This window comes from Helicobacter rodentium ATCC 700285, from assembly GCF_000687535.1.
GTDB classification, from domain to species: Bacteria; Campylobacterota; Campylobacteria; order Campylobacterales; family Helicobacteraceae; genus Helicobacter_D; species Helicobacter_D rodentium.
Map to the genome: position 1 here is coordinate 119,254 of NZ_JHWC01000003.1, position 26,900 is coordinate 146,153.

27 protein-coding genes are annotated in these 26,900 nt (G+C 37.3%); 12 read left to right on the plus strand and 15 right to left on the minus strand.

Going from position 1 to position 26,900, the window contains the following annotated elements:
• Window positions 1–67: 67 nt before the first annotated feature.
• From BS85_RS11250 to BS85_RS11905, 3 genes are all read right to left on the minus strand, one after another.
• Window positions 68–292, minus strand: coding sequence for a hypothetical protein (locus tag BS85_RS11250; RefSeq protein ID WP_156938026.1), 225 nt, complete (start codon window positions 290–292; stop codon window positions 68–70).
• The gene (locus tag BS85_RS11900; RefSeq protein WP_026943545.1) at window positions 279–1,103 is read right to left on the minus strand and encodes a capsular polysaccharide export protein, LipB/KpsS family; all 825 of its coding nucleotides are present in this window, start codon (window positions 1,101–1,103) and stop codon (window positions 279–281) included. The genes BS85_RS11250 and BS85_RS11900 overlap by 14 nt, the downstream gene beginning before the upstream one ends.
• Window positions 1,104–1,168: 65 nt before the next feature.
• On the minus strand, window positions 1,169–2,485 hold the full coding sequence (locus tag BS85_RS11905) for a sugar transferase (RefSeq protein WP_245596274.1): 1,317 nt from the start codon (window positions 2,483–2,485) through the stop codon (window positions 1,169–1,171).
• 112 nt (window positions 2,486–2,597) lie between these two features.
• Between BS85_RS11905 and BS85_RS0103260 the strand changes: the two genes are divergently transcribed.
• Window positions 2,598–3,788, plus strand: coding sequence for an aspartate aminotransferase family protein (locus BS85_RS0103260; protein WP_026943546.1), 1,191 nt, complete (start codon window positions 2,598–2,600; stop codon window positions 3,786–3,788).
• 8 nt (window positions 3,789–3,796) lie between these two features.
• On the opposite strand, the gene BS85_RS11255 is transcribed toward BS85_RS0103260, so the two are convergent.
• Entirely contained in the window at window positions 3,797–4,009 is a 213-nt protein-coding gene (locus tag BS85_RS11255) for a hypothetical protein (RefSeq protein ID WP_156938027.1), read from the minus strand.
• A gap of 61 nt (window positions 4,010–4,070) precedes the next feature.
• Between BS85_RS11255 and BS85_RS0103265 the strand changes: the two genes are divergently transcribed.
• Both BS85_RS0103265 and BS85_RS0103270 read left to right on the plus strand, forming a co-directional pair.
• A complete protein-coding gene (locus tag BS85_RS0103265) occupies window positions 4,071–5,948 on the plus strand; it encodes a mechanosensitive ion channel family protein (RefSeq protein WP_026943547.1) in 1,878 nt (625 codons plus the stop codon).
• Window positions 5,949–6,179: 231 nt separating this feature from the next.
• Window positions 6,180–6,470: a hypothetical protein gene (locus BS85_RS0103270; protein ID WP_026943548.1), complete on the plus strand. Its 291-nt coding sequence runs from the start codon at window positions 6,180–6,182 to the stop codon at window positions 6,468–6,470.
• A 127-nt stretch (window positions 6,471–6,597) separates the two neighbouring features.
• Here the strand turns inward: BS85_RS0103270 and BS85_RS0103275 are convergent, their stop codons facing one another.
• Complete coding sequence (locus BS85_RS0103275; RefSeq protein ID WP_026943549.1) at window positions 6,598–7,194, minus strand: peroxiredoxin; 597 nt, start codon at window positions 7,192–7,194, stop codon at window positions 6,598–6,600.
• A gap of 145 nt (window positions 7,195–7,339) precedes the next feature.
• Here BS85_RS0103275 and BS85_RS0103280 point away from each other — a divergent pair, with 145 nt between their 5' ends.
• Complete coding sequence (locus BS85_RS0103280) at window positions 7,340–7,579, plus strand: hypothetical protein (RefSeq protein WP_026943550.1); 240 nt, start codon at window positions 7,340–7,342, stop codon at window positions 7,577–7,579.
• A gap of 306 nt (window positions 7,580–7,885) precedes the next feature.
• Here the strand turns inward: BS85_RS0103280 and BS85_RS0103290 are convergent, their stop codons facing one another.
• From BS85_RS0103290 to BS85_RS0103300, 3 genes are read right to left on the minus strand one after another with little or no spacing between them, the layout of a single operon-like run.
• Window positions 7,886–8,272, minus strand: coding sequence for a hypothetical protein (locus BS85_RS0103290; protein WP_026943551.1), 387 nt, complete (start codon window positions 8,270–8,272; stop codon window positions 7,886–7,888).
• Between the two features lie 13 nt (window positions 8,273–8,285).
• Entirely contained in the window at window positions 8,286–9,065 is a 780-nt protein-coding gene (locus BS85_RS0103295) for a tRNA 2-thiocytidine biosynthesis TtcA family protein (RefSeq protein WP_026943552.1), read from the minus strand.
• 10 nt (window positions 9,066–9,075) lie between these two features.
• A complete protein-coding gene (locus BS85_RS0103300; RefSeq protein WP_026943553.1) occupies window positions 9,076–10,440 on the minus strand; it encodes an MFS transporter in 1,365 nt (454 codons plus the stop codon).
• An 80-nt stretch (window positions 10,441–10,520) separates the two neighbouring features.
• On the opposite strand from BS85_RS0103300, the gene BS85_RS0103305 reads away from it, so the two are divergent.
• Window positions 10,521–11,144 (plus strand): non-canonical purine NTP pyrophosphatase, encoded by a 624-nt coding sequence (locus tag BS85_RS0103305; RefSeq protein ID WP_026943554.1) that lies wholly within the window; start codon window positions 10,521–10,523, stop codon window positions 11,142–11,144.
• 328 nt (window positions 11,145–11,472) lie between these two features.
• Here the strand turns inward: BS85_RS0103305 and BS85_RS0103320 are convergent, their stop codons facing one another.
• The 5 genes from BS85_RS0103320 to BS85_RS0103340 form a co-directional block, all read right to left on the minus strand.
• Entirely contained in the window at window positions 11,473–12,603 is a 1,131-nt protein-coding gene (locus tag BS85_RS0103320; RefSeq protein ID WP_026943555.1) for an ABC transporter permease, read from the minus strand.
• On the minus strand, window positions 12,603–13,520 hold the full coding sequence (locus tag BS85_RS0103325; protein WP_026943556.1) for an ABC transporter ATP-binding protein: 918 nt from the start codon (window positions 13,518–13,520) through the stop codon (window positions 12,603–12,605). The genes BS85_RS0103320 and BS85_RS0103325 overlap by 1 nt, the downstream gene beginning before the upstream one ends.
• Window positions 13,521–14,339, minus strand: coding sequence for an HlyD family secretion protein (locus BS85_RS0103330; RefSeq protein ID WP_026943557.1), 819 nt, complete (start codon window positions 14,337–14,339; stop codon window positions 13,521–13,523).
• Complete coding sequence (locus BS85_RS0103335; protein ID WP_026943558.1) at window positions 14,336–14,950, minus strand: CerR family C-terminal domain-containing protein; 615 nt, start codon at window positions 14,948–14,950, stop codon at window positions 14,336–14,338. Before BS85_RS0103335 ends, BS85_RS0103330 begins: the two co-directional genes overlap by 4 nt.
• Before the next feature lie 152 nt (window positions 14,951–15,102).
• On the minus strand, window positions 15,103–15,282 hold the full coding sequence (locus tag BS85_RS0103340) for a hypothetical protein (protein ID WP_156938028.1): 180 nt from the start codon (window positions 15,280–15,282) through the stop codon (window positions 15,103–15,105).
• Between the two features lie 180 nt (window positions 15,283–15,462).
• Here BS85_RS0103340 and metK point away from each other — a divergent pair, with 180 nt between their 5' ends.
• A complete protein-coding gene (metK, locus tag BS85_RS0103345) occupies window positions 15,463–16,623 on the plus strand; it encodes a methionine adenosyltransferase (protein WP_026943560.1) in 1,161 nt (386 codons plus the stop codon).
• Between the two features lie 128 nt (window positions 16,624–16,751).
• Here metK and BS85_RS0103355 read toward each other — a convergent pair whose 3' ends face one another.
• Window positions 16,752–17,714, minus strand: coding sequence for an aldo/keto reductase (locus tag BS85_RS0103355; RefSeq protein ID WP_051604665.1), 963 nt, complete (start codon window positions 17,712–17,714; stop codon window positions 16,752–16,754).
• A 163-nt stretch (window positions 17,715–17,877) separates the two neighbouring features.
• Window positions 17,878–20,130, minus strand: a complete 2,253-nt coding sequence (locus BS85_RS0103360; protein ID WP_026943562.1) for a pentapeptide repeat-containing protein — start codon at window positions 20,128–20,130, stop codon at window positions 17,878–17,880.
• Between the two features lie 145 nt (window positions 20,131–20,275).
• Between BS85_RS0103360 and BS85_RS12035 the strand changes: the two genes are divergently transcribed.
• The 6 genes from BS85_RS12035 to BS85_RS0103385 all read left to right on the plus strand — a co-directional run bounded on the left by BS85_RS12035 (window position 20,276) and on the right by BS85_RS0103385 (window position 26,759).
• A complete protein-coding gene (locus BS85_RS12035; protein ID WP_281173563.1) occupies window positions 20,276–20,410 on the plus strand; it encodes a hypothetical protein in 135 nt (44 codons plus the stop codon).
• A 59-nt stretch (window positions 20,411–20,469) separates the two neighbouring features.
• A complete protein-coding gene (dndC, locus tag BS85_RS0103365; RefSeq protein ID WP_245596275.1) occupies window positions 20,470–22,155 on the plus strand; it encodes a DNA phosphorothioation system sulfurtransferase DndC in 1,686 nt (561 codons plus the stop codon).
• Entirely contained in the window at window positions 22,156–24,147 is a 1,992-nt protein-coding gene (locus BS85_RS0103370) for an AAA family ATPase (RefSeq protein ID WP_026943564.1), read from the plus strand. It begins immediately after the preceding gene.
• 9 nt (window positions 24,148–24,156) lie between these two features.
• Window positions 24,157–25,650 (plus strand): FtsK/SpoIIIE domain-containing protein, encoded by a 1,494-nt coding sequence (locus BS85_RS0103375; protein ID WP_026943565.1) that lies wholly within the window; start codon window positions 24,157–24,159, stop codon window positions 25,648–25,650.
• 82 nt (window positions 25,651–25,732) lie between these two features.
• Entirely contained in the window at window positions 25,733–26,110 is a 378-nt protein-coding gene (locus BS85_RS0103380) for a transcriptional regulator (protein ID WP_026943566.1), read from the plus strand.
• Window positions 26,100–26,759 carry a CatB-related O-acetyltransferase gene (locus BS85_RS0103385; protein WP_026943567.1) on the plus strand — a complete coding sequence of 220 codons (660 nt, stop codon included), beginning with the start codon at window positions 26,100–26,102 and terminating at the stop codon, window positions 26,757–26,759. Before BS85_RS0103380 ends, BS85_RS0103385 begins: the two co-directional genes overlap by 11 nt.
• Window positions 26,760–26,900: the final 141 nt, after the last annotated feature.

Sequence of the window (26,900 nt, forward strand, 5' to 3'; positions counted from 1 at the left end):
GATTCCTTTGTATTCTACCACAATTTGAAATTTGTCCAAAATTATAACGCGTTTAAATAAGGGGGTGCTAAATTTGCAATAGTTTTTGCAATTTGGATTCTATTGCACCCTTGCTTCCCCCTGTCATTGCGAGAAAAGCTTTAGCTTTGCGTGGCAATCCATAATCTTGCAAATAGAATGTTTTATTTTTTTTGTCATTACGAAAGAAGTGAAGTAATCTATAATCTAGCATACTTGTAGCTTTGCAATGGAATCTTAAATGCGATTTGCAATGACACCTACATTTTTCCATTGCGCCCTTGAAAAGACTTAATGAGTGGATTTTTAGAATCCTTGACAAACTCTTTGGGATTATAAAGCATTTTTTTGAACAAGCGATAAAATTTCGTGTGAGAGATTCTAACAATCAAAAAATTTGGCAGCAGCAAATTAACAATTTTGATTAAAAAATTTTTATGATAAATTTCATAAAGATAAGGTTTATAAATCAAAGATTTTAAATCAAAAGAAACTTTTTGATATTTCTCTACATTTAAAAATTTCTTTCCACCAAGAACAATTTGATAAAAATTAATTTTTACAACCTTACGATATTTGCGCCCATTTTTTCTTGAGGTGGTGTAAAAACTCGTCCCAAAGCTATAAAATTCATTTCTCAAATAATAAATAAATCTCAAGGATTTTTCCACATCAAAGATAAATTCGCCACGCAAAATCGCCTTTAAGGATTCCGCTAAATGCTCCTTGTCCTTTACTTTTATGTTTAACCCTTTGAAACAATAAAAACTCTCCCCGCAAAGAATACAAGGCTTTTGCGCTAACATTGCATAAACTCCAACCCCAGAATTAATTGTCAAAACACATTCACAAGCTTCTAGTAAATCCAAAAGATTCGTGTCATCGGGGGCAAAAATAATGTTTTGGTAGGCTTTTTTGTGGAGATTTAAAGTCAAAGGGTGCTTTTTGGCAACAAATGCGATTCCGCCACCAAGCTCACTTGCTAACGCATTGACAGCCTTTAAAAACCCCTCATAATCAAAAGGTTGTGCGCTGAAGTGTAAAATTACGGAATCACTCTCCACTTGTAAAGGGACAAAAACCACGCGTTTATCTTGAATCCCAAGCTTTTTTAAAAGCCTAGATGCCCCCTTGCGCTTACCTTGAAATTCTAAAAATTCCCCCCCCCCGCTAAAATACGCTTAATGTATTCTTTAGTTTGTGTAATTTGGTTTTGGCTTAAAGTGCGATTCCAATGCGTTTCATTGTAGCTTGAGGAATCGGCATTGAATCCTTTGTTGTCCAAAAACCAAGAATCCGGCAACGCTCCTCTATCAAAACAAAAATAAGGCAGATTATGCTTTCTTGCAAACTCATAAATTACCCTACGCTTGGGATTGCTATAAGGATTTGGAAACAAAAGATAAGTAATCTTGTGCTTCGTCCAATAATCCAAAAAATCCTTTTCCAAAAAGCGTTCGTCTAAAAAGAAATCTTCCTCCCAAGCAGAGAGAATCTCTCCCATATAAACGCTCACACCCCTCAAGGATTCTAAAAGTGGCTTGGAGGCTTTTGCCTTGCAGAGCAAAAGTGCTTTTTGCTCTTGTGCGTTTTTGGTTTGTAGAGGCTTGATAGAATGGGTTTTGAAGTTTTTTAGATTTGCATAAAATCGCTTATGATTGAGTGCTTTTCTGTCAAAATAACCATTTTGATTGGGCTTGATATGCCAAAAATGATAAAGATAGATTCCGTAAAAACTTGCTTCTAGTCCGAGCAAAGAAAACCAAGAGCGGAATCCTTGAAATTTAAAGAAATTCCAACTGCCATCATCATACGCCAATGTTTTAGGCATTTTTGTAAAATATGTTGTTTGCACAAGTAGGCGCATAAAAAAATCGTGGTCTTCATAACTATGCCCAACAAATGCACTATCATTCCCGCCAATTTCTAAAAATTTATGCTTAGAAACGACAACGCTGCTTGAGACAAGGGAGAAAAAATCTACCCATTCTCTTTTGCCACTCACTAAATCTTCTTGCACTAGGCAATCCCATAAATCTCTATTGTATTGTATAAGATTCTGTGTGCCGGATTCGTTTAAAAATACAACAGGTAGGCAAAGAATCGCATTAGGATTTTTTTGGATATTTTTTATCTTGATGAGATTTAAAACCCTTTGGATATTCTCATTTGAAATGTGATAATCCACATCTAAGGGCATTACAACATCGGCTAGGGCTTGTATTGCGCCAAAATTCCTGCATTCTCCTTGTGAAAATCTCTCTTGTGTGATTTTGAAATATTTGTGTCCATTCTCTTGAATGATGCGAGGCAAATCCTCTAAAATTAAGCTAGAAAAACCTTCTACAAAAATAACTTCTACCCTTTCATCGCTTCGTAGGTCTTTTGCCTTTTGTATTACTCTTTCTTGGATATAGGGACGCTCTTTGCTCGTCCCAAAGGGGATAATAATGGATAATTGTGGCATTTCGTTCCTAAAAATTTGTAATTTTGTTAAATTATAGCAAAATTTGATAAGATTATTTTTTAAGTTTTTTTATTGTAAAAATTCCTAAAACTTCTAAATTTTAAGGCAGAAAATGAATCAAGAAGATTTAAAACAAATGGATTTGGATTTTGTGTTGCATACTTATGCACGCAATTATATACATTTCGTCAGAGGAGAGGGTGCAAGGCTGTATGATGATAAGGGCAAGGATTACATTGACTTTGGTTCTGGAATTGCAGTGTGCAGCGTAGGACACGGCAATAAACGTTTAGCAGAGGCGATTTATCATCAAGCAAAAAACTTAATCCACACTTCTAATCTCTATCTCATAGAGCCTCAAGCGCGTCTTGCAAAGAGGCTTGTAGAGCTTAGTGGTTATGATATGCGCGTATTTTTTGCAAATTCTGGTGCAGAAGCCAATGAGGGTGCATTAAAGATTGCTAGAAAGTTTGGTGAGGAAAATGGAGAACAAAAAAGATACCAAATTATCACCTTAGATTCCTCTTTTCACGGACGCACGATTAGCACATTAAAGGCAACTGCACAAAGCAAGATGCACCAATATTTTGGACCTTTTCCCGATGGATTCGTATATGCCAAAGACTTAAGTGATGTACCAAATAAAATCAGCAATGTAACTTGTGCTGTGTTACTAGAACTTGTGCAAGGCGAGGGTGGAATCACGCCATTTGACAAGAAAGAAGTGCAGAATCTTGAAAGAATCTTGAAAGAGAAGAATGTTTTATTAATGGTTGATGAGGTGCAAACAGGTATTTATCGTAGCGGGAAACTCTTTGCTTCACAAGCTTATGGAATCACTCCCGATGTGATTACCACCGCTAAAGGACTAGCGGGTGGAGTGCCTATTGGAGCGGTGATGACAAATCTTAAAGATATTTTTGTGCCAAGCGACCACGGAAGCACATTTGGGGGGAACTTCCTCTCCACAAGCGCAGCTTTGGAAGTCTTAGAGATTCTATCTAATGAGAAACAAACAGGAGAGTTAGACAAAAGAATCGCATATTTTACACAAAAACTCCAAGACTTACAAAAACACTATGCAGAATTTTTTACGCAAGAAGTAGGATTGGGACTTATGCGTGGGCTTAGGGTTAGGGATTCAGAGACATTAACAAAATTTTTAAATCTTGCCTTTGAGGAAAGGGTGTTGGTGTTAAAGAGCGGCAAAAACACTGCGCGATTCCTGCCAAGCCTTACAATTACCCAAGAAGAGATAGACGAGGGATTTAGACGCATAGAATCTTGTATTGCAAGATTGTAATTCAACATCTAGCCCTCACGATGACAAAGGGATTGGATTTCGTCATTGCGAAGCCTCATTAGAGGCTGTGGCAATCTATAATGATGAAATTCTTTAAAGACTCCATTGCAAAGGTTAATTTTCATAAGATTATAGATTGCTTCGTTCGTTTCACTCTCTCGCAATGACGCGCGGGAAGCGTAAAAATAAAAAGCAGATTCCGCTAATGCAGAATCCCGCAATGACGCGCATTTTTTGTTGAAATTTGCTACAATAATGCCCTTAAAATCAAGGAAATTTAAAATGAAAAAATTATTCTTAATACTTTGTTTATGTGTGAGTGTGTTGGGTGGGTTGAGTTTTGCGCAGACAAAAAGCGATGAAAGTAGCCTATATGTGCTAGTGCAAACTTATGTGAGCTTAAATAGCAAACTAAAGCAAATCAAACAAGATTCCAACATTGAAGAAGCCATTTTAAAGGACGCAATAAAGGAGATTACGCGCGAGAAAAACATTATTTTAAACAAGATTCCAAACATTATCGTAGAGCAAAAGATTGATGAGGATTCTGTTAATGAGTTTTTAAAGGCGCAAGAAAACTTGGAAACCCTGCAAGCAAAATACGAAAACAATCGCAAACAAAATTTTGCCTATGTTGATGCGACTTTGGAATTAACGCGTTTAAATATTGTTAGAACCTTTTATTCCGCGCTTTTGCGGCTAGAGAAGCTTTTTAAAGATGTCTCCTCAAGCAATGAAATGATGGTATTGCTTAATGAAACAATAGAAAAGCTAGTGCAATATGAGGCTCTTAACTTGGAGGAGAGAAAAGCGCAGATTAAAGACGAGGTGGAACTGAATAAAATCGCACAAAAAGAAGCGGCTTTAGAAAACATATTGACTTCTTATGGCGAGATTCTGCGCTTTTTAAGGGGCAATGCAAGTTTGTTTGAGAGTAATTATCTCTTTAGCGCACTTAAATTGCAAGTGGGTATTGATGAGATTAATAAGGTAGTGGAGATTGAATCTTTAAATGTCGGTAAAATCGTAATTTCCTTGCTTGTCATTGTGTTTTTTGCCTCGTTGCGTAAATTTTCATCGCATATTTTGTATTTTTTCTTAATTAAGCTAGTTTATCGCAATAAAGACGCAGAGTATATCAAGAAAATGTTTATTGAACACATTAAAAAGCCTGTTGGTTGGCTACTTTTAGCGTATGGTCTCAATGTGTGTGCAAATATCGTGTATTATCCTGCGCCCATTTCTCTTGGAATCGCAAATTTATTTTACATTCTCTATGCACTCTTTATCGTGTGGGTGGCGTTCGTGCTTTTGGATAGCTATGGAATCATCTTTGTTTCTAAAATCGCGCAAAAAAGCGGGAAAAAGGAAATCGTCAATGTTGTTGTCAAGATTCTTTATTTTGTTGTTTTGATTATCGCCTTGCTATTTGTTTTGGCACGGCTTGGATTCAACATTTCAGCATTAATCACCTCACTTGGAATCGGTGGCGCGGCAATGGCACTTGCTGCGAAGGATATTATCGCAAACTTCTTTGCGTCTGTGATGCTTTTGTTTGATGATAGCTTCAATCAAGGCGATTGGGTAGAGGTTTTGGGCGTTGAAGGGACGATTGTAGAAACCGGACTTAGAAAGACAACGATTAGGACATTTGATAACTCTCTCGTGTTTTTGCAAAACTCTGCAATTATGTCGGCAAACATTAAGAATTGGTCTAAGCGCAAGGTTGGGAGACATATTAAAATGTATTTGGGCGTAGAGTATAACGCCACGCCACAGCAGTTGGAATCTTGTCTTAAGGATTTGCGCGAGTGCCTAGAGACTAGCCCACTTGTGGCACACGAGGGAGATTGCGCACTGAATTCTTGCGATATTACAACCAAATACCGCCAAAACTTAGTCTCTATGAACGATCTTGAGGGCTACAAAAACGCTTGTTATGTGAATCTTAGCGACTTTGCAGACAGCAGCATTAATATTGAGCTTTATTTTTATACTAAAGCGGTTACTGCTAAGGATTTTCGCGCGACAAAGAGTGCATTAATGCTTGAATTTATGAAAATTATTGAGAAAAATGGCTTAAGTTTCGCATTTCCAAGCCAAAGCATCTATATTGAAAAACTACCGGAACTAAAGATAAAAAATACAAGACAAGAATAAAGCCTCTGCCCTCGTTGCATTTTTGTTGTTGCGCTTCCCACTGCGTCATTATTAGGGCTATGCCCGAAGTAACCTGTAATTTTGTCCTTGAAATTCCACACTGCGTCATTGCAAGGTGTAGCCAAAGCAATATAATCTTGTAGATAGAAAAACTAACCACCCGCCATTGCGAACGCAAGTATTGCAATCAATAATCTTACACTGCTTTAAAAGATTCCAAAGCTTTATTTTATGCAATTCTTGATTGTAGATTGCCACGAAAATTTTTTAAATTTTCTCGCAATGACGCAGGGAGAGATTTTCTGTTTGCTAGATTATGAATTACTCCGTCTCTTGCTGCGTTCGTTTCTCGCAATGATGCAGTGGTTAGCCTTTTGTCATTGCGAGGCAGTGCGAAGCACAACGAAGCAATCTATAATCTTATTGCCCCAAAAGGATTCCATTGCAAACACTTTTATATGCGTAATTGTAGATTGCTTTACCAGCGTTTGCAGTAACATACAAAAAGATTCATTGCTGTGAGCCGATTTATTAGCGTAGTAACCTACACTTTAAACTCTTGCCCTCGATAATTAACAATTTTAGACGATTAAAAAGAGGTTAATTTAATGTGGTAGAATCGCAAGGGAGAAGCCCCTGCGGAAGTTCATTAAAGCTTATCTGCATTTTGTGAAAGATATTCTGCTACGCCTTTTGCGTCCGCTTTCATACCTTTATCGCCTTTATTCCAACCTGCTGGACAAACTTCCCCGTGTTGCTCAAAGAAAGTGAGAGCATCGCACATTCTTAGCATTTCGTCCATATTTCTGCCAAGTGGTAAGTCATTAATCACCGCGTGACGGACAACTTGGTTTTTGTCAATCAAGAAAGAACCACGCAATGCAACTGCATCGCCAATCAATACTTCATAGTCGCGTGAAATTTGCTTTGTAATGTCTGAAACCATTGGGAATTGCACATTTCCGATTCCGCCTTGATTTACAGGAGTGTTTTTCCACGCAAAATGCACAACATCAGAATCAATAGAGACGCCAATAACATTAAACCCTTTTTCATTGAATGCTTTAACTCTGTGATCCATTGCGATAATTTCTGAAGGGCAAACAAAAGTAAAATCTTTAGGCCAAAAGAACACGACTGCACCATTTTTACCTAAGTTTTTTGAAAGTTCAAAATCCTCTACGATAGTGTTATTTGCCAAAACTGCTGGAGCTTTGAAATCCGGAGCTTTTTTTGTTACTAACATTTTAAATCCTTATAAAAATAATTGATTGATAAAAAGTATCAATTAGAAAATGATAACAAATCTTGGATAAATTAAAGATTAAATTAAGTTTATTTTTTTGAGGGAGCATAATTTATGTTTTATTTTGATGAAAAAAGGATTTCAAATGAAATATAAAAACTTAATGTTGTGTTTAGGCTTATACTCCTTGCTTATTGTGGGTTGCACCCTTAAAGGGGGTAGTGAGATTTTAGCCAAAAAGACGCAAGAGGACTTCAAAAAAGAGTTGATTAGGGACAAAACAACCAAAGCACAAGTGATACAAATGTATGGTAAGCCAATAGGAACGCATATAGAGGAGGACAGCACGGAGACATTACGATGCAACCAAATCATATTCTTTTGATTGGGGGTTTGATTTCAAAAGATGAGATAAGAAGTCATAATTTACAGATTTATTTCACAAAAAAAGATGTGGTGAAATCTTACACGCTTTTTAGAAATTCATCACAAAATCAGGGCGTAAAGTCGCGATAGATTCTGTATTAATTAAAATTCACTTACTTTGCAAGGACGCGCGGTAGGTTTTGTCCTTGCGAGATTCCGCGAGGAATCGTGGTAATCTATAATGTTGAATCTTGCAGTTAAATATTTTGGTTGCCAAACTTATAGACTCATCGTTGTATTGCACATTTCTTCACAACAGCAAAAACTAATCAGCTTTTAACTTATGTTCTATTACCTCATATCCTTGTGCAATAAATTGAAATAGACCCGAATCATCTAAATAGGTTATATAATGTTTTGGATTCCAATAAGCAAAGCTTTCTGCATTTATCTTTTTCAATTCGTCTAGCCATTCAGAATCCAACAATTCTACTACCCTATCATAGGAATTAAATAGTTTGGGTGTAAATCGCACCGATGTATATTTATAACATATCACTGCATTAAACTTTAATGAAATTTTTCTTAACCTCCCTTCCTCGTCTCTTCCTAGTAGTTTAATTTCTATATTCATATCTTTAGATTCTACAATAGGGTCTCCTTCAAGACTTGATGAGAAAATAGGCAACTCATATTTTATCTTTACATTCATTATTGTTCTTCGCTTAGTCCAACTCTTGCTTATCCAAATAACGCGCGTCAAAGAGGCTGTTTAAATGCACATTGCCTAAAGCCACTTTCAAGGAAGTAAAAAAATCCGGGTTTGCTTCCTCCATTTTTTTAAGCATTTGTTTGGTTTTTTCCCGCGCAAAGGGGCGTTTGTCATCTGTCCGCCATAGCACAGGGCAATTGCAATCTGGCGCAATATAAATGTTGTTTTTCGCGATAAAGTCAATAATCTGTCGCTCCCGCACAAAAAGAAGCGGACGAATCACAAACAAGCCATTGTCTGCCTTATAAAGCGGTGGCATAGAGCGCAATGCGCCATTGTAAGTAAGATTCATCATAAAGCTTTCTGCGGCATCATCTAAATGGTGTGCTAAGGCAAGTTTATTGAATCCTCCCTCTAGGGCTTTAGTGTAGAGCGCACCTCGTCGCATACGCGAACAAAAGCTACAAACCACGCTTCCCTCGCGTTTGTTTTCCTCTAAAATCTTATAAATATCTGTGCGGTAGAGTTCATAGGGGATTCCGTTTTTTTCGCAATATTCAAAGATGTATTCATACTCGCCCCCGCGCCCATAATCAATCGTAACCGCCTTAAACTCAAAGCTAAAAGGTGCGTATTTTTTCAGCCTTGCTAGAAGTGTTGCTAAAAGCATGGAATCCTTGCCCCCACTTAAGCCCAAAAGCACCTTATCTCCCTCTTTGATGAGGTTAAATTGCGCATTGGTTTGCCCTGTGATTCTTAAGATTTTTTTGCTAATTTCTATCTTGTTTTGCATTTAAACCTTTCTAATCTCTCTCCTTAAAACACCCTTGCAGACGCGCATTGACAAACTCTAAAATCTCCGCTTCCTCCAATAAGTGTTTATCGTATTTTACAACCACAACCTGTTCGCTTTCATTAATATACCATTCAAGGATTCCGTGCAACTCTCCTAAAGCCTCTAAATTTTGGTGCGTGATTGCACTTTTTAAGGGTAAATAGAGATTCTTTTGCATTGTTGGATTTGCTAAAAGCGAAAAAGAAAGAATCCACAAAAAGGACGCAATCACTACAAACATCGTAATAGAAAGCATACTAAAAAACGCATAAAAATGCCCACCCAAAAGCGCACCAAAAAAACTACCCAAATACCCAAAAGAAGTAAAAATCCCCATAGCACTTCCCTTTTGGTGTGCCTTGCAATAGCGACTAGCAAGGCTTTGCATAATGGGTTCGTGGATAGAGAATCCCACAAAAAACACCAAAACCCCGAGAATAAACACTATTTGACTTTGGCTAAGGAATAGCAAATAGCTCAAAACAAAAAACAAGATTCCAACAATCATCACCGCCTTAAACTTGCCCTTTTTCTCCGCTAGTATCGCAGCAGGAGCCATCGCAAAGAATCCTAGAAGTGAAGCCGGGATATACACTTGCCACAAGTCCTCTTTAGGCATTTCAAAGCCCTTAACAAGCGCAATGGGAATAATGAGAAACGCTAAAGTCATAAAGCCTTTTTGCAAGAAATTTGTGAGATTCATAATTTGGAGATTCTTGTTTTTCAAAATCGCACTATATTCCCCGCTTTGGTTTGCAAAGCGATAAGTAACTTTGGGCGCGTTTGGCACAGCAAAAAACAAAACCACGATTCCAAAAATTGCTAATGCACAGGTAATCCAAAAGAGGCTTGGGATTCCATAATGCGCACCAAGGATTGGACCTAAAATCAGTGCAAAAGTAAAGCTTAGCGAAATGGTAGCTCCCATAAACGCCATTGCTTTGGTGCGATTCTCTTCGCGCACTAAATCCGCTATCATCGCGCTTACAACGCCTCCAACCGCTCCAGCACCTTGCAAAAATCGTCCAAGAATTAGCATATAAATATCTTGACTCAAAGCGCATAGCAAAGAGCCTAGCGCAAAAATCACAAGCCCTAGTGCGATGAGGCTTTTGCGTCCAAACTTATCGCTTAAAAATCCAAAAGGAATCTGAAAAAGCACTTGCGTAAGGGCGTATCCACCCATTGCGATTCCAATTAAAATGGGGCTTGAACCCTCAAGCGAGAGCGCATAAAGCGATAAAACAGGCATTACGATAAACAATCCAAAAAACCTAGAGGCTAGAATGAGGCTTAAAGGTAAGCTTTGCTTGATGAGAGATTCCTTTGCCATTTTGTGTCCTTATGCTAAAATTCCAAAACAAAATTGTGATTTTACCCAAAAAAGATACCAAAAACATAAAAGGTAAGGATATGCGCTTAATTTTAGCAACTTCAAATGCAGATAAAATCAGAGAGATAAAAGAGATTTACGCGCCTTTAATGCAAGACTTTGCGCTCAAGATTCTTGCGTGGAGTGAGCTTTTAGAACCTTTTGAGATAGAAGAAAATGGCACAAGCTTCCAAGAAAACGCGCTTTTGAAATCTAGGGCGGTTTTTAACGCGCTCAAAGCGCAAGGAATCTTAGAGAAACGCGACATTGCCCTAAGTGATGATAGCGGAATTTGCGTGGATTTACTAGGAGGTGCGCCCGGAATCCATAGTGCAAGATATAGCGGGGGTGGAGCGGTGGAAAATTTAGAAAAACTGCGCGGCGAAGTGGAGAGGCTAGGCGGGACTTCAAAGGCGCATTATTGCGCTTGTATTGGAATCTCTAGCGCACAAGGCGACTTTAGCGCACACGGGTTTATGTATGGCAAAGTGATTGCACAAAAAAGGGGCAGCAATGGCTTTGGCTATGACCCAATTTTTATTCCGAGTGGATTTACGCAAACCTTAGCCGAGTTAAGCGGTGAGGAGAAAAACTCTATTTCTCACCGCAAAATCGCACTAGAGAATGCGCACTATATTTTAGAAGCACTCTTTAAATCATTCTAAATACAAAAAATGTGGAATCCCGAAGGTTTTGCCACCCCCTTGCGCGTTTCCTTGCGTCCTTGCGAGGGCTAGTGAAGCAAGCTATAATTTTGCAAAATTAAGATTCTACCACCGCGTCATTGCAAGGAATGAAATGACGAAGCAATCCATAATCTTGCAAAAAGTGAATAAAAATGGAATTTTTTAAGAAGTGCATTATTGCAGATTCTCACAATGACAGAGTGGGATTCTTCATTTGCTCCGCTTCTTTCTCACAACAAGGCGGAAAGCACAGGGCAAAGTGGTTATTTTGTATATGTTGCATCGTAGATTGCTGCGATTCCATACTTTAATCCAAAGTATTTTTATAAACCTTCATTGTCCAAGCGGTAAGCACAAGAACAATGATTCCTAGTGCGGATAAATGAGGCAAAATATCCATAAACCCCGCACCCTTTAGCATAATCCCCCTAGCGATTCGGATAAAATAAGTAAGAGGGATACATTTGCCAATCATCTGCGCCCAAAGGGGCATTCCTTGAAAAGGAAACATAAATCCTGTCATTATGATAGAGGGCATTAGCACAAATACAGACATTTGGAGGGCTTGGGTTTGACTTTTTGCAATCGTGGAGATAAGGAATCCTATTGCCAAATTACACACGATAAATAAGAGGATCCCCATAAACAATAGCCCGATATTGCCAAGAATAGGTATATCAAACAGAAAATAAGCAATGAGCAAAACCATACTTGCTTGAAAAAAGCCGATAAAAGCAAAGGGTGCGATTTTGCCAATCATCACTTCAAGCGGTTTTACCGGCATTGAGAGGAGATTCTCCATCGTCCCTCGCTCCCTCTCACGCGTGATTGCAAGGGCAGTCATCATCACACCTGTAAAAATCAGCACGACACCAATCAAGCCCGGAACGATATTGTAGCGCGTAAATCCCTCGGGATTGTAGGATTTGTGCGTGAGGATAGAAAAGGCAGAATCGCTAGGGTGCAAATACCGCAATGCGCCTTTAAAGTTCTCTACAATCACCTTATTCACGATTCCGTTTAATGCGCCAATCGCCCCTGCAATCGCCGTAGGGTCGGTGGCATCTGCTTGAAGTAGAATCGCAGGCTTTTTAGTGCGAATGACATCTTGCGTGAAGTTGTTGGGAATAGAGACAACAAACAAAACCTTACCTTGTGTTAAAAGTGCATTACCCTCTTTGTCGCTTGCAATATGGTGCGTGATTTTAAAATATTCCGAATTTTGCAAACTCGCCACAATGCTACGCGTCAAAAAACTATGGTCTTGCATAATGATTGCGGTTGGAAGCCTTTTAGGGTCTGAATTAATCGCATAGCCAAAGAGTAGAAGCTGCATAATCGGTAGCATTATAATCATACCTAGGGTTGTTCTATCGCGCCTAAGTTGGATAAATTCCTTTTTGATAATCGCCTTGAGTCTTTGGAGAGAATAGCGCATTACCTGTCCTTTGAGGCTTGTAAATAATAGATAAAGGCGTCTTCTAAGGAAGTCTTGCCCCTTTGCCACGAGAGATTATGTTGCTCTTTAAAGGGCTGTAAGGTGTGAATTAATGCGCCTTCCTCTCTGCCACAAACCCTTAAAGCTCCTCCAAAAAGCGACATTGTTGTGATTTGAGATTCTTGCTCTAGCTTCTTTTGTAAAAGTGGCAAATCCACTCCAAAAACCTCTAAAGTTTCAAGCTGTGTTTTTGCAATCACTTCCTCCACCGCTCCCTGCACGATGAGGTTGCCTTGCGCGATATACACAATTGCGTGGCAACGTTCCGCCTCGTCCATATAATGTGTGCTAACAAGAATCGTCATTCCCTCCTCACTTAGCCTCCCAAGCTCGTCCCAAAACTCGCGCCTAGCCTTTGGATCAACTCCTGCAGTGGGTTCATCAAGTAACAAAATATCCGGCTTATGCAAGATACAAGCTGCTAAGGCTAGTCTTTGTTTCCAGCCACCAGATAATGCCCCTGCGAGTTGATTTTGCCGACTTTGCAGCCCAAGCTTTGCGATTGTGTTTGCAACAAGATTCTTGGTATCTTGCATTTGATAGATATTTGCAGTAAATTCAAGGTTTTCATAGATTGTCATATCCTCATAAAAACTAAATTTTTGCGTCATATAGCCCACCCTTTCGCGGATTGCTAAAGTGTCTTTCATCAAATCAAACCCCAAACACTGCCCACTTCCGCTACTAGGCGTTAGCAGTCCGCAAAGCATACGAATCGTAGTTGTTTTGCCCGAGCCATTGGGTCCTAAGAATCCATAAATTTTTCCCTTTGGCACTTGCAGATTGATATGATTCACCACCAATTTATCGCCAAATTTTTTGCTAAGATTCTTAACATCAATCACTAATGCGCTCATTTATGGAATCCTAACGCTCACAGGAAGCCCGGGATTTAGCACTTCTTGCAAGTTCTCAAAGGTTGCTTCAATCATAAAGACTAGCTTATTGCGGCTCTGCACACTATAAATAATTGGGGGCGTGTATTCAGCGGTTGGTGCGATATAAGAAACCTTCGCTACAATCTCTTTTGGCGCATTGTCGTAGCGGACAAAAACTTTTTGGTTGTAATGGATTGTGGGCAACACTTTCTCTGCTACAAAGAATCTAATCTTTACATTTTCAGGGGGTAGAATCGCTAGGATTGGATTCCCTTGTGCGACAAACTCCCCAAGCCGAAAATAAACATCGCTCACGATTCCATTCACTTTAGAAGTTACAACATTTTGCGTGTATTGTCTTTGTGTTTGTTGTAGATTCTCCTCTGCTATGGCAAGTTGCGTTTTTAGTTCGGAGACTCTTGCGTTTGCGCTATCAAAATTTGCAAGTTTTGTATCGTATTCTCCTTGTGAAATTGCTTTGGATTGTATGAGTTTTCTAGCGCGATTGTATTCTTTTTTGGCATTACTAAAGATTGCTTGGGATTGCAAGAGTTGCTCTTTTGCTGCTTGGACACTATTTTGTGCATTGTTGAGCTTGAGTTGCCACATTGTGGAATCCACTGCAAAAAGATTGGAATCCTTTGTAACTTGCTGTCCCTTGACTACATTGATTTCCTCTAGGATTCCACTTGTGGAGGGCGCAAGATAGACATATTCTCCCTCCACATATCCATCAACAACAACTTCTTTAGCGCACAAACAGACAATACTTAAAAGCAGAATCCCGAGTGCTTTCATTGCTGCTTACTCATTAGAAGAATATCGCAATTTTGAAACACCCTTTCTTTGATTTGACAAATAAGCTGTGGCGTGTAATTTTTCTTGTTGAGGCGTCTAAGCAATGCGTGTTTATGGATTTTGAAATTGACTGCCTGTCCCATTAAGCAATGCACTTGGAGGATTGCTTCCTCCTCTTTGAAGTCGGCTGCTTGCATTACAAGAGTGGTTAAACGCTTGTGCATAGGCTCTATGACTTGTGCGTAAAGCTGATGATAGGCATTGGTGGGCTGGACAATTTCTTTAATCAAAAGCTCGGATTGTGCGTTTGAAATCGCACTAGAACATAAAAAATCAATCATATTTCCAATAAAGGCTTTAAACTCCTCGTTTGGTGGAAGTTGTTTCTCTAGCAAAGGTGCGTGTTTTGAGGCGATAAATGCAGAGATTTTTTCTATAATGGATTCCAAAACCGCGTCATAAAGCTTTTGTTTGCTGCCAAAATAGTAATGAATGGAGCTTAGATTCACGCCCGATTCCTTTGCTAAAACACGGGTGGAAACGCCATTGATTCCATATTTTGCAAAAAGTTCCGTTGCGGCTTGCAGTAGCTTTTCTTTTGTTTCTTTCATTGTGGATACCTTTTTGGTAGTGGATTATAGCGCAGAAATAATTTTAAGTCAATCGTTTGAAATAATTTTGAATCCTTGAAATTCCCCACTGCGTCATTGCAAGAGGGCGCAAGAAGTTGTGGTGCACATTTGTTTAAGCAAATTTGCCCACTTTAGTGCAAATCCATAATTACGCATATAAAAGTGTTTGCAATGGAATCTTTTTGGGGTAATAAGATTATAGATTGCTTCGTTGTGCTTCGCACTGCCTCGCAATGACAAAAGGCTAACCACTGCGTCATTGCGAGAAAATTTAAAAAATTTGCGTGGCAATCTATAATCAAGAATTGCATAAAATAAAGCTTTGGAATCTTTTAAAGTAGTGTAAGATTATTGATTGCTTTATTGTGCTTTGTATTGCCTCGTAATAACAAAAGTTGAAGCAATCCATATTTTTCCAAAATCTACCAAGATTTAAAATTTAAGTTTCCTTTTGATAGAATTTCAAAAAATTTCAAATACAAGGTGAATTTATGCAAAAAGAGTTTCTTTTCACTTCCGAATCTGTAACCGAAGGACACCCAGATAAAATGGCAGACCAAATCAGCGATGCGATTTTAGACTATATTATAGAGCGCGATACAAAGGCGCGTGTAGCTTGTGAGACCTTGCTTTCTAATGGTTATTGCGTGATTGCAGGAGAGCTAAAAACAACGGCTTATGCGCCAATGCAAGACATTGCTAGACGCGTAGTGCGTGAGATTGGCTATATTGACGCGCGTTATGGGTTTGATTATCATAGCGCAGGCGTGTTAAATGGCGTAGGCGAACAAAGCCCAGATATTAATCAAGGCGTAGATAGAGAGGACGGCGAGATTGGAGCAGGTGATCAAGGGTTAATGTTTGGTTATGCTTGTCGCGAAACCGATGTGTTAATGCCGCTACCTATTCACTTATCCCACAGAATCACAGAGGGCTTAGCAAAAGCCAGAAAAGATGGCACTTTGCCTTTCTTGCGTCCCGATGGCAAATCCCAAGTAACGATAAAATACGCTAATGGTGTGCCTGTGGGCATTGATACGATTGTTGTTTCTACGCAACACAGCCCAGAAACTTCCCAAGAAACATTAAGAAGCGCGGTGATTGAGGAAGTGGTTAAGAAAGTTTTGCCTAAAGAGTTTGCGAACGATAATATCCGCTATTTTGTGAATCCTACGGGCAAATTTGTCATTGGCGGACCGCAAGGCGATGCGGGACTAACCGGGCGCAAAATCATCGTGGATACTTATGGTGGAAGTTGTCCGCACGGAGGGGGGGCATTTAGCGGAAAAGACCCAAGCAAAGTGGATAGAAGCGGGGCTTATGCAATGCGCTATGTCGCTAAGAATCTTGTAGCAAGTGGAATCTGCGATAAGGCTACGATTCAAATTGCGTATGCAATCGGCGTGGTAGAACCCGTATCCATTCTTGTCAATACGCACGGCACAGGCAAGTTTGAGGATTCCAAGATTGAGGAATGCGTGAAGCAAGTGTTTCGCCTCACTCCGCGCGGAATCATAGAATCCCTAGACTTATTGCGTCCAATCTATCAGAAAACCGCGAGTTATGGACATTTCGGGCGTGAATTGCCAGAATTTACTTGGGAGAAAACAGATAAAGTAGAGGCGATTAAGGATTATTTCAATCTAAAATAAATGCTTAGAAGTTGCGTAGGTTGCTTTTGGTTAAAAAGATTTGTGGAACTTAAGAAATTTATGATTATTTGTTTTTGTTTTTGCACAAATTTTTAACCTTGAACCTCGCAGTCTTTTGCTTTGCTCCTCTAATAATTCGTCCAAGAAAAAGAGCTTTTGTTTGTATCCAAACCACTTAGAATCTGCCTATCCTCTACGCTTAAAGAGAAATCAAAGACATTAAGATTTTCTATCATTCTATGTTTTTTGGAAGTTTTTGGAATTACGCTGATACCTTGTTCAATCAAGAATCGCAAAACCACCTGCGCGGGTGTTTTATCGTATTTTTGTGCTATGTTTTTAAGCGTGGGATTCTCTAAAATAGAGCCTCCCTCTACATTTTTCCCCGCAATAAAAGGACTCCAGCTTTGTAGCAATGTTTTGCCTTGCATTGCCTCCCTCAAGGGTTTTTGCTGCATTAATAAATGTGTCTCGCATTGATTGATTGCAGGGATTACTTCACAAGTTTGCACAAACTCTTTATATGCCTTTGCGCCAAAATTTGAAATGCCAATAGCCTTTAGGATTCCTTGTTTATAAAAAGATTCCATTGCCTTATACATCGCCTTGGATTGAGTGTAGGGCTCGTGGATAAGCAAAGAATCTATGTAGTCAAGCCCTAATCTTTGGAGTGATTTTTCAATAGATTTTTTGGTTGAATCCTCACTATTTGCGTCCAAAAGTTTTGTTTGGATAAAAAACTCCTCGCGCTTGATTCCGCCCTTGATTGCGTTGTTTATTGCCATACCAAGCTCGGCTTCATTATGATACATTTGTGCGCTATCAAAAAGCCGATAACCCACTTCTATGGCTTCGCTCATTGCCTTTTGCCCTGCTTTGCCCGTGAGTGAATAAGTGCCAAGCCCGAGAATAGGCATTGTAACGCCATTGTTAAGTGTGAGAGTTTGCATTTTTGCTCCTTTTTTAGAATCCCTTGGAGTTTGTTTCAAATCTTGTGCTAAGAGTTTGGGAGAGAAAGCTCCAAATGCTGCTAATCCTGCGATACAAGCGGAAACCTTTAAAAACTCCCTGCGCCTAGAATGCTTTGCCATTTTTGCTCCTTAAAAATTTGCTGATTTAAATAGATTCTGTAATTATAAAGCCTGATACCTAGTGTTTGTCAAGGGGTTGAGGAGATTTTGTGTTGTATTTATTGCACACACAAAACATTCAAATGCTAAAGCTTATAAGATTTAACGTGTTAAGTGTTAAGTGTTAGCTGGGCACTATGGAATTTTTCCGTGCAGTTTTTTGAAGCGAGAAAAGAACCAAACCTATAAGCATGGTATAAGATATATTTAGAACGATTAAACTTGAATCATTGGACATTTCTAACGAATTATTTGCGATCTTTCCTATTAGCGGATGGATTATGCTTGGGTTTTCTATCAATACGATAAAAAATACAGCATAAGATGCAACAATTATCACATATCTACCCCAAAATAAAGATTTGGTATAAACCAAACAAATATACAAGCTGACAAATGATATATTGATAAGCAGAGAATACCCAAAGTGTTTATCTAAACCTAAAAAAGTTCCAAAAACTACTAATATTATATAGAGGGAACAAGTAAAAAAGAGTGCAAAAATTAAGCTTTCCATTAATATCCATGTATCTTGCGTTACTATCTTTATGTTTGTCCAAGTTTTTGTTAATACTTCCTTTTTTATTATTTCTCTTTTCCATTTTCTTAAAAAATAAATGCAATTAAAATCTTTAATAGAGTTTAAGAGTAGATGAATCCATTTTGAATTCTTATTAAGTTTATATAGTGTTAAAACACCTCCCAAAACCATACAGACACTAACTCCTATATTTATATAAAATTCAAAGTTGTCTAAAAGATCAAATAAAGCCAAAGTTACTTTTGTGTCTTGCAAATTGCTCTTATGAAAACCAATAAAAACAAACATGGCGTATAGAGCAATCAACAAAATAAGGTTATTAAATACCTTTAGGAAATCTGTGTGATGATTGCATAATTTTCTATAAAATCCCAAAAGCAGAGAATCTATTAATTTCTGAAAACTCCAAGCATTTTTTGCCAAATCTTGTTTATTTTCCACTTTATTATCTTTACTATTCCAACTTTGTTTTAGTTCTATTTCCTTGCAATAAAGCTCAACTTTATGAAAATTTGAAGCATCTAGGAGATTGCCATCTTTAATCAAGGCATTTTTAAGAAGTCGAAAAGAATCTCTAAAATCATTAGCAAATTTACCTAACGATTTTTTATATTGCTCTTCCTGATTTTTATTGAAGCATTTATGTTCTTCTTTTATTTGTGTTTGCAAATTTTCAAAATCAAAATTCAAATTTGCATTAACTATATTTAAACTTCCTTTAAAAATAGCTTGACAAAAATTTGGAGCTTTATTAAATTTTACCTCGTAAAAACTAGCCGTTTTTTCAAATTCACATCCATAGAAATAAGCATAATCACCAAATATAGAATTATCAAAATATGCATTATTTAAAAAAGTGGAAAACTCAAAATTAACTTTATTTTTAAAATAAACATTTATAAAATAAATTTTATTCTCTGAACTCAAACATGAAAAATCTGTTTTTGACTCAAAAACAGCACCATCAAAGCTAACCTCCTTTTTAAAGGCAATATTTGCAAAGTTGTTTTCTATCAAATCAACACATTCTTGTGCTGAAAATTTAGTATGCACAAAAAAGACATTGTTTTCAAAGTTTGATTTTGAAAAACTTACTCTTGCATTAAATATAGCACTATCAAATTCAACTTCCTTTTTAAAGGTAACAGCCTCAAAAAGATTTTCTATATAGTTCTCTGTATTTTGTGGTGCTAAAAATTGAGTTCTTGAAAAATCGCTCTCGTATTCAAATTTTGAATATGAAAAATCTACCTGTGAATTAAAGGCAGCATTACAAAAATCAGCTTTATTGTTGAATGTAGAATATGAAAAATTTGCCTCTGAATTAAACTTGGTATTACCAAAATCAACTTTCTTTGTAAAAACAGCCCCTATAAAATTTATAAAATCATCATCTTGTTGAACACAAAATTCGGCTAAATTAAAGTTGGCAATATTTTTAAATTGAGTTTCTGAAAAATTTACTATTGCTTCGAATTTAACATTATCAAAAATAGTCTTACTTGTGAAAATAGCTTTTTCAAAATTAACTCCACATTGGAATGTTGAATTTGAGAAATCCACTATTTTCAAAAATGTTTGACTTTTACAATCAACTTTATTCTTAAAAACACATTTTGCAAAAGTTATCTGTATAGTATTTTCTTCTATAAAATCAATATTTTCTATTTTGCTATCTATTATTTTGAGTTCTTTTATGTTTTTTTCTTGTAAAATTTTAAAGTCTATTTTTTCTACAAAGGCATTAGATATATCTATTTTTGCTCCTTGTGTAGACGCTTTTTGAACATTTGTTGCTAAAATACCATATTGAGTCAATGTGTGATTGGAATCCATTTGATTGTTCTTTTGTTATTTTGATTTCTTTGGGAAAATTATAAAAGTTTATAGTTTAAAGAATCGACTATATCTATATTTCTGTTTTGCTATTTGACCTTTATCTCCATTTACACAACACAAAGACCATTATAATGACACTTATTTGATAGCTTTATCAAAGCGAAAAGCACAAACTCTCATCGCACAATGGAGAAAAACTCCAACAAGCAAGGCGTGTGAGTGGATTATTAAACACGGGGAGAGGAGGCAAAACAAAAATCAACAAAGCCTTGTGTAATTATATAGATAAAGCACAGCAAAAATTATGCTATAATGGGCTTTTTGAAGGGATAAAAAATGAAAAATATCATCGTGAAAAGTTTATCGCTTTCTTTGCTCAAAGAAATGGAATTATCCCAATTTAATCTTTTTGATATTCGCTCAACCCAAGCCTTTTTGAGTGCGCACTTACAAGGTTCATTCCACGCAAAAGATGAAAATGATATTATAGAATATTTAAGAAGCAAAAATATCTCCAAGCCTCTCCTCATCGTCTGCTTTAGCTCTAAAAAATCTAAAACCCTAGCCCAAAATATCATTCAAAATCCAAATTTTATCTCGCTTTATCCCTTAAACACCATTTATTATTTAGGTTGTGGAATAATGGAAGTCTTTGAAAATGGTTTTGAGCCTATCTCAAGCCCACAGAATCCTAAAAATAAATTTTTATTCATTCAATCTACCTTAGAGGAGCTAAAAACTAAATTTCTCTCCTCAAAGCGCACTTGGGTCGTTGCCTTTAGCGGTGGTAAGGATTCTACTTGTGCGCTACAACTTGTCTATGAAATGCTCGTCTCTTTGCAACCACATCAAAGGAGGCAGACTTATGCCATTGCTTCAAATACGCTTGTAGAAGCCCCACATATTGATAGATTTTTAAAAGAAGTAATCCATTCTATCAACTCTCACGCAAAGAAAAACAATATCCCCTTTGAAATCCTACAAGTTAGCCCAAGCTTGAAAGATGATTTTTGGGTCAATCTCATTGGCAAAGGTTACCCTAGCCCGACAAGGACTTTTCGGTGGTGCACTGATAGGCTGAAAATCACTCCAACTAAAGCAGAAGTTGCTAAAATCACACAAAAATATGGCTCGGCTCTTTTGATACTAGGTTCAAGAAAGGCAGAATCAAGCAATCGTAAAAAATCCATAGAAAAGAGAATCCTAAATGAAGAAGGTTATTCCCAACATCACGACTTCCCCGATACGCTTACTTTTTCACCCATTGCAGAGTGGAACACCGATGAAGTATGGGCGTATCTTAGCACACATAAGCCTTTGTGGGACAAAGACCATAGCGAATTATTTTTGCTCTATGCCAAAGCAAGTGGTGAGGAGTGTCAGTTTATCACAGATTTAAGTCAAAGCAGTTGTGGTGGTTCAAGATTTGGTTGCTGGGTATGCACGGTGGTGAATGAGGATAAATCAATGCAGGGCTTTATAGAATCTGGAGAGGAGAATCTAAAACCCCTCAATGAATTTAGAAATTACATTAAAGATTTAAGGGAGGATTGCAATGCAAGGGCAGATTATAAACGCGATGGCAGAGCGGTGTATAAGGTTGGAGGACTTGGTCCATTTTTAAGCCATATTCGTGTGGAGATTCTAAAAAGACTTTTGCAAACAGAGCAAGAATTTATACAAAATGGTGGCAGTAGGCTCATCACAGATTCACAAATTTATGCGATACAAGAGCAGTGGAACAAGGAATTTGATTTTGAAAATAAAGCAATACAACTTGCACAGGAGGTAGGACGAATGAAAGATGAAAAATTAAAACAAAGCAGAGTTTTACATAAGGAGCTTTTGGCAGAAGTAGCGGACAAGGTGGATTCTAAAGGGCTAGAGAATCTCATTAGCACTTGTATAGACATTTATAATACCACAGGTTTAAGGGGTAAAAATAATGCTTCAAGCAAGATAAAAGAAGAGATAAGAAAGCTTGTAGAAGATAAAACGAGCAAGCAAAGAAAGGAGGCATAAATGTTTATATCAAAAATCACCATTTCCAATCTTTTTGCTTACTATGGAAAAGTGGAGATAGAGTTTAAAAGGGTTGAGGGAAAGAATCTCTATTGCATTTATGGCAATAATGGCTTTGGAAAAACAAGCTTTATCCGCTGTGCAAAGCTTTTGTTTCTAGGGGCTGGAGTAATGAATAATGAAATCTCTCCTGTCATTGCAAGATTTGCCCCAAAAGGTTTAAGCTCCTCACAATTTATCAAGGGAATAGGGGAGAAATGGCTCGGCATTCTGAATAAACCTGCATTGCAGTCTTTACAAGAAGAATTTTATATCATTTTTGAAGGCACTTTTGAGGGTAAGAGATTCCATATTAAGCGTAGTTTTGAAAATATTTATGAAAGCATTGAGGAACATTTAAGCTTTAGTCTTGATAATGAAAGCTTTACGAGCGAGGAAGCTCAAGAGAGAATCAACAAGATAATGCCTCCAAATCTGATTGAATTTTTCTTTTTTGATGGTGAGGAATTAGAAAAAATAAGTGAAAATCTACGCAAGGGATTTAGAGAAAAAATAGAGGATATTTTGCAAATCAAACCACTTGATATAGCAATAAACCAAATTCAAAAATATAAAACTGAATTAAGGGATAATGAAAATAAAAACAAAGACAATGCCTCTTTGCTTGCACAAAAGAGAAAAGACAAAGAAAGTAAGGAAATAGGTATCTCACATTTAAAAGATAAAATTAAAGATTATGAAAAAGAGATAGAGGAAAAATCTGATTTGCTTTCGCAAAAAATAAGACAAATTGATAAGCTTGGCAGTGATTTCAGCAGAGAAAAAGCTGAACTAGTAAGTGAAAAGGATATGCTTGATAGTGAGCTTATTAATCATAAAGAAAATTTCAAAGAAAGCGTTAAAGGTGTTATTTTTGCTGCTAATGAAAAGCTGATTAAAGATTTAAATGAGGAAATTGCACGATTGGAAATGAGCAAATCCAAACAAGATATAGAAAGTTATAAGAAGCTTTTGCCAGAATTAAAAGAGCTAACCAAAGAGGAGTTAAAGCACTTGGAAATGCCTGAATATTTTGATGTGTTTGATGAAATTTTAGAAAATTTGCCACAAAAGTTAGAGCAAAAAAGCTTCTCACATTCCTTTATTACTTCTGCTATGCTTTCACCCTTAAAAGAGAATCTTGCAAGAATTGAGCATATTGATTTGGCAAAAGATATTGACGCAATTAAACATATCAAAAATAAGCTTTATAAAAATAAAACCTTACAAGATGAGCTTATTAGTGATGAGGATATAAGAGGAAGGCAAGAGTTGCTAGAAAAAGAAAAGCAGACCTTACATAGTGAAAAACGGCAAAAAGAAAAGGAAAAAGAAAATCTAAAAGATGAACTAAGAGATTTAGAAAATCTAAAAGAAAATATTGATAGAGAGATTTATTTTTTAGAACAAAATATTAATACAGAGCGCATTGATAACAAACTAAAAATTTTAGAATCTTTGCAAAAAAGTATAGAAAAATATAAAGAAAAGCTTACTCATAAATTAAGAGGAGAGCTTCACTTGCTTATTTTGAAAAATTATCAGAGCTTATTATCAAATGATAATGTGCGAGAACTTAAGATTGATGAGGATTTTGAGATAGAGCTAAAAGACGAAAATGATGAGCGAATCATTGTAGAAAACCAAAGCAGCGGACAAAAGCAGATTCTAGCGATTGCAATTTTTTGGGCTTTAAGCAAATTATCAAAATCTAATCTACCCATTATCATTGATACGCCTTTAGGGCGAATTGATAGTGAGAATAGAAAAAACATTATACAAAATTATTATACAAACAATGTGCAGGTGATTCTTTTACCTCTTGATTCTGAAATAGGCTTAAAAGAATATGAATATGCAAAACCTCATCTAGCTGGGCTTTACAAGATAGAAAATCCAGCAGACAGACACCACGCTTTTATTAAAAAAGCGGATATTAAAGAGATTTTATAAGGGGACACAATGGCAGATTTTAATACAAATAAAAGAGAAGAGCTTGTGATAGAAAAGGTTAAGAAAGGCTTGGGATTTGAAGAAAATGAATTTGCTAAATACAATGTGCTTAGAATCGCACTTGCACTCGCTTTAAATTCTCCAAAATTTTCATTAGATTCCTCGTTTTGGGCACAAAAAAGATTAGATGGTGAAAAAGATAAAGAATATCACCTAGAACAAATCACAGGCAAGGGCAAGGACAAAAAAGAGGATTTTGATTTGCTCATTCGTGCAATGCTATATATCAAACACAAAGATGAGTTAGATAGGGAGAAAAAAGATATTTTCAGCGATGAAAAAGAATATCTAAGGATTTTAAGTCGCTATATCCAAAGGGGGCTTTATGAGCTTGATAATACCTATAAATCAAGCGATTGTTTCTATCAATGGTGTTTGGATAATTTGCATTTATCGTTAAAGCAAGAGGAGCAGATAAAAGAAAATCCCAAAAACAATGATGTGGGTTACTTTCTTAAACTGCAAGATTATTTCAAAAAACAAGGAATTGGCATTAGGCTAATGAATGAAGAGGATTCTTATCGCCATCATATCTGCAAAATTGAGCTTTTGGATTCTACTAAGATTCAAGTCTTTAAAACAAAAAGTCAATATCTTGATGATGAGTTAGGCGCGAACATTTATATTGAGCAAGTTAAGGGCATCAGCAGAACATATAGTGTGCAGATTCCAAAGCCTAAAGAACAATGGCGAAAACTCGGTTTGCCTGAATTGAAGCAAGGCTTAGAGGAATTAAGCAAACACGATTATGCGCTTGGTATTTTTGCGGGAATGAGTGTGGAGAAAGAGCCTTTTTGCTTTGATTTAAAAACTACTCCGCATTTGCTTGTAGCAGGGCAAACAGGAGGTGGAAAAAGTATGCTTTTAAAAAACATACTTTTATGTTTATTGCGTCATCAAAATATTGAGATTTCTATCATTGACCCAAAAGCGGGAGCAAGTTTTGCGGAATTTACACAAATAAAGAATCTTGAAATTCTAGGCACAGATAAGGCAGGAGATATTACAGAATCTTTTGTTTTGGAAATGGAATCGCGATATGTTAGAAAATCTAAGGGCGAGAGCTTTGAGAGTATGCCTTATCGGGTTTTAATCGTTGATGAATTAAGCGATTTGATAAAGCAAAATAAAGACATTGAAACTCATCTTATAAGATTAGCTCAAAAGGCAAGAGAAGCGAGAATCCACCTTGTTTTAGCCACTCAACGACCAGATTCTGCAACCCTTAGCGGAAGCTTACGAAGCAATGTCCCAAGTCGCATAGCCCTCAAGGTGCAAAAAAGCACAGAATCTAAAATTATTTTAGATGAAATAGGAGCAGAAAAGCTCACAGGCAATGGAGATATGCTTATCAAACTTGGCGATAGCAGTAGCTTACAAAGAATCATCGGCATATACCTTACAGAGGAAGAGATACACAATCAACTTCAAGTTATGCTTTGATAATCCCACTCTTAATGCAAGAAATTAAGCTATAATCACGCAAGAATCTTAAGAGTGATTATAGCTAAAATTGGGAGTTTGTATGCCTACAAGTGAGAGTTTCAAGGATTTTGTGTTAGAGAATCTCAAAAACGCATTAGAGGATACGGCTTATCGCTTTAGTGCTAAAAAGATGTTTGGCGAATACTGCATCTATGTAATTGTGGGCGAGAGTGTGCCTAAGCCCATTTTCTTGCTTTGTGATGAGGTGCTTTTTGTCAAGAAGTTTGAGATTCTAAAGCTCCTTTTAGAATCCGCCCCGCTTGGCTTTCCCTATGCAGGTGCAAAGGAATCTTATATCCTTGATGTGGATTCTTTGGAGACTTTAAGAGAAGTCGTGCTTACCCTTGCTCCCACTCTGCCTAAGCCTAAAAAACCCAAACAATGCAAAACCCCCAAAGGACACAACAATGCAAAATAGCCTCCCAAACCCCAATAATCCCTTTCCAATTAAGGGCGTGGATTATGTCTGCTATGTCAAGCCCATCATAAAGAATCCAAATGTCATCGTGGGCGACTTTACATACATTAGCGATAGTGATTTTGAGCGGCATATCAGCCACCATTACGCGTTTAATGGAGATAAGCTCATTATCGGTAAATTCTGTCAAATCGCTGCGGGTGTGGAGTTTGTGATGAATGGCGCAAATCATCAAATGAATGCAGTCAGCACCTTTCCTTTTAATATTTTTGAGGGTTGGAATGCGCCACCTCCAACGCCCGAGAATCTGCCGCTCAAAGGCGATACGATGATTGGCAACGATGTGTGGATTGGACAAAATGCCACGATTTTGCCCGGTGTGCATATTGGCGATGGCGCAATTATCGGCGCAAATAGCGTTGTGGGAAGCAATGTCGCGCCTTATAGTATTGTGGTGGGGAATCCCGCAAAAGAAATCAAAAAGCGTTTTGATGAGGAGCTTATTGCGCTTTTGCTTGCGTTTCAATGGTGGGATAAGAGCATAGATGAGATTCAAAGCCTAATCCCGCTTCTTACTTGCAACGATTTACAAAGGGTAAAAAAGGAGATAAAAGAGAGGATAGGCAAAATAAGCACACAAATCACTTGAAAAACAAAGGTGCGCAAAAAGGCGATGGTAGCCGATACTGCGCCATTATTCAGCGCGGTAAAAACGCGCTTGTCCAAATGTTAAGCCCCATAAAAATATAGGCGATTCCATCAATTTTAACAAACTGACGCGGTAAGCTCT